Annotated in this window: 3 protein-coding genes and 1 pseudogene; all 4 read right to left on the bottom strand. The window is 45.2% G+C overall.

All coding sequences use genetic code 11. From position 1 onward, the window contains the following. Positions 1 to 464 (bottom strand): annotated as a pseudogene (locus PLH26_RS19985) (xylosidase); the annotation flags it as partial. Between the two features lie 123 nt (positions 465 to 587). Beyond that, on the bottom strand, positions 588 to 1145 hold the full coding sequence (locus tag PLH26_RS19980) for an REP-associated tyrosine transposase (RefSeq protein WP_324587788.1): 558 nt from the start codon (positions 1143 to 1145) through the stop codon (positions 588 to 590). A 294-nt stretch (positions 1146 to 1439) separates the two neighbouring features. After that, on the bottom strand, positions 1440 to 1862 hold the full coding sequence (locus PLH26_RS19975) for a DoxX family protein (protein WP_324587787.1): 423 nt from the start codon (positions 1860 to 1862) through the stop codon (positions 1440 to 1442). 102 nt (positions 1863 to 1964) lie between these two features. Continuing rightward, positions 1965 to 2848: Gfo/Idh/MocA family protein (locus tag PLH26_RS19970; protein WP_324587786.1), on the bottom strand; the 884-nt coding region annotated here is incomplete at its 5' end.

Here is a 2848-nt window from a genome sequence, read left to right as displayed (position 1 = left end):
TCATCCGTAAAGAACGCGGGGTCCCAGCCGCCGATCTCAAAGGAATCTACCAATGGTTTCCAGTCATCTGCCTTAGGATTGGTGCTCATCCATACGGTGAAATTTTTGGTATAGGTAGATCCAAACACGATCATGGTATCACCGATAACGCCAACAGCCGGCGCACAGAGCTCATCATAACCCTTATTCCAGGGCCTTAGAAATTTTCGTGAAATAAAATTCCAGTTCAGCATATCGCTGCTCCACCAGTAGCCCCACTGATTGGTGCTGAACAAATAGTAGTCGCCTTTGTAAGTTACAATCACGGGATCGGCGGTAGCCCGGTGCCGGCCCCATTCGCTGAAATTGGGTATGGGCGTATAGCCATAGTCTATATTAACGGGATTGCAATACGTGCGCTGCTGTGCTGTTGCGGTATATGCCAGCAGCATAGCTATTATGGATACGGTAATTTTTTTGCTCATGATAATGGTTTTTAAGTCTCAGATACATAGGCTGTTCGTATGTTTACGCCGTTCGTGGGAACGCTGTTCGTGGCGTCATCGCCACGAATGATTTTATTATCGCCTCCGGGCGATATAAAGCGATCAAAATAAATAATCAATTTCCATTATTCCCTTACCTGTTATATAGTTGGAGGCGCTGGAATATAAATACTCTTCTGCATTGGCTACCCATCCTGCTTTTACAGGGTTGTTATGGATATAATCAAGCTTTGTCCTTAAAAATTTTTCTGTTACAATTTCTTCCGGATGATTTGTGCCTGTCCATATTTTATAGTCCTTATTTTGATTGGTTTGCTGCGCATGAAATTGAAACATACGCAGCAGCCATTCTCTCCTGCTTTCATTTTCGGTTTGTATGGCATGAATGAATTCCTTTGTGCAAAAGGATTTAAAATCCCTGACCGTATCACTCAGCTTTCCACACTCAGACTGCCAGATAACATGCATATGATTCGTCATTATTACATAAGCGCCTATTGAAAGTTGTTTCTTTAACCTGCAATGCTGCATGTTTTTTATCAAAATATCCCTGTAACACCTGCGGCTGAACAAATCTATCCAGTCTACAACAGTAAAAGTCATAAAATGCAATCCGTGCTGGTTGCGTATTTTATAGCCATCGGCGTTTTCGTAGCTCATAAGTGGTGTTTTTAGTTAGGTAATTGTGTTCATCGCCAGAGGCGATAATACTATCGTATGAGGCGTGGACGCCTCGTACAGCGTTTGCGTGGACGCCTCATAAGCGTTTGCTCATACAGCGTTTGCGCCTTAACAGTGTTTGCAGTACAATTAAATGTTGTTTCATGGTTTTTATTTTTAGCGATGAATAAACCTTTGTATCTGTCTGCGCGCCTGTGGTTTATCATCACTCGAAAGCTCATTGTACAATAAGCATACATAACTGGTACCTAAACCATACATCTGCGGCTAACTCTATATTTTCTTCTTTTTCCCGTGAAGCCATTCATCAACGCTCCATTTGCCGGAACCGGAAAAAAAATAAACCAGGCCCAGCAGCACAAATAAAAAGGGATGCTGATCTTCATACCATATTTTACCATTGCCTACGTAAAAAGCAATATACAGCATGGTTGCTATTAGCACCAGCGACGCCAGGCGGGTGAATAACCCGATGGTCAGCAATATACCCGCCAGTAATTCTGCACTTTTACCGATATATACCACGAATAAGGGTGAGGCAAATTTTTTAAAAAAGTCCCATTCGGTATATCCTTTTATCTTACCGGCATCAAATACCTCCCATCCGTGATATACCATTAGTAACCCTACGATAATGCGGATAGCAGCAAGCCCGCTTCGCTGTGCAACGGGTGCGGATGAAAGTAGCTTTATCATAACCAACATTTAATAATGCTGAAACAAATTGTACTATTATTGCTGTTTGTGGCGTCTTCGCTACGAACGGCTTCGTTATCGCCTCCAGGCAATACCAATGAACTATACCACCGGCCATTTAAAAACAGACTGCAACGGTATTTTTTTACCCGTATCTCCCGAAGCTCTTGCCGCTTCTATTACCTCCAGCACATGCAAAGCATGTTCGGCTGCTATCAGCGGTTCTTTTCCGGTAATGAGTGATGCTGCAATAACGCTTGCTCCCTGCTGCCATACATAGGTTCCGGGGTCGGGCACATGCCTAGCCGGAGGCTCGGTAAACGAAGTGGCCAGGTCCACACCAAACGGCGCCCAGTCGTACCCGATCAGTCCCATATTGCCTTTTGTTCCCCAAATGGTGATCGTAGGATTTTGCTGCCCTTTGCCCTCATGGCCATATGGGTCAAAATAATTGAATCCACATTGCACATGTGAAATGATGCCTTCACCGTGATCCATTAGCAGCATGGTATTGTCTTCCGCTTCTACTTTTATCTTTCCTTTGTTATCCACCGTTCTTTCAGGAGTTACGATACTGGTCATAGCCATGACATGTTTTGCGGGACCAAGCAGTCCTGTTAAAGTGGCAATATTGTATACACCAAGATCCGGAAGGCTGCCGCCACCCTTTTCGTAAAAGAAAGCCGACCAGGTAGGCCCCAGGTGGCCGTAATGCGCATGTGCGCTGGAAATCTTCCCTAATTTGCCTTCGCGGATAGCTTGCGACATGAATGCGAATTGCGGGCTGTTCACCACTGCGGGTGCACCCCATATCCGCAGCTTTTTACTTTTGGCCAGGTCCAGCAATGCCTTCCCTTCCTTATAGGTATTTGCCATGGGCTTTTCGCTCCATACATGCTTTCCATCCTGCAGCGCCTGCTTATTCAGCCGCCCATGCTCCTGCATATCGGTGAGCGTTACCAGCAGGTCAAAAGGAGCACCCGCCA

It is taken from the genome of Agriterribacter sp., assembly GCF_035444585.1.
GTDB lineage: Bacteria > Bacteroidota > Bacteroidia > Chitinophagales > Chitinophagaceae > Agriterribacter.
Note: the sequence above shows the minus strand (reverse complement) of the source record. Positions and strands in the feature narration are given on the sequence as shown.

Excerpts from the sequence above, each read along its gene's own strand:
- PLH26_RS19975 (WP_324587787.1), bottom strand. The coding sequence starts at position 1,862 with ATGATAAAGCTACTTTCATCCGCACCCGTTGCACAGCGAAGCGGGCTT.
- PLH26_RS19980 (WP_324587788.1), bottom strand. The coding sequence starts at position 1,145 with ATGAGCTACGAAAACGCCGATGGCTATAAAATACGCAACCAGCACGGA.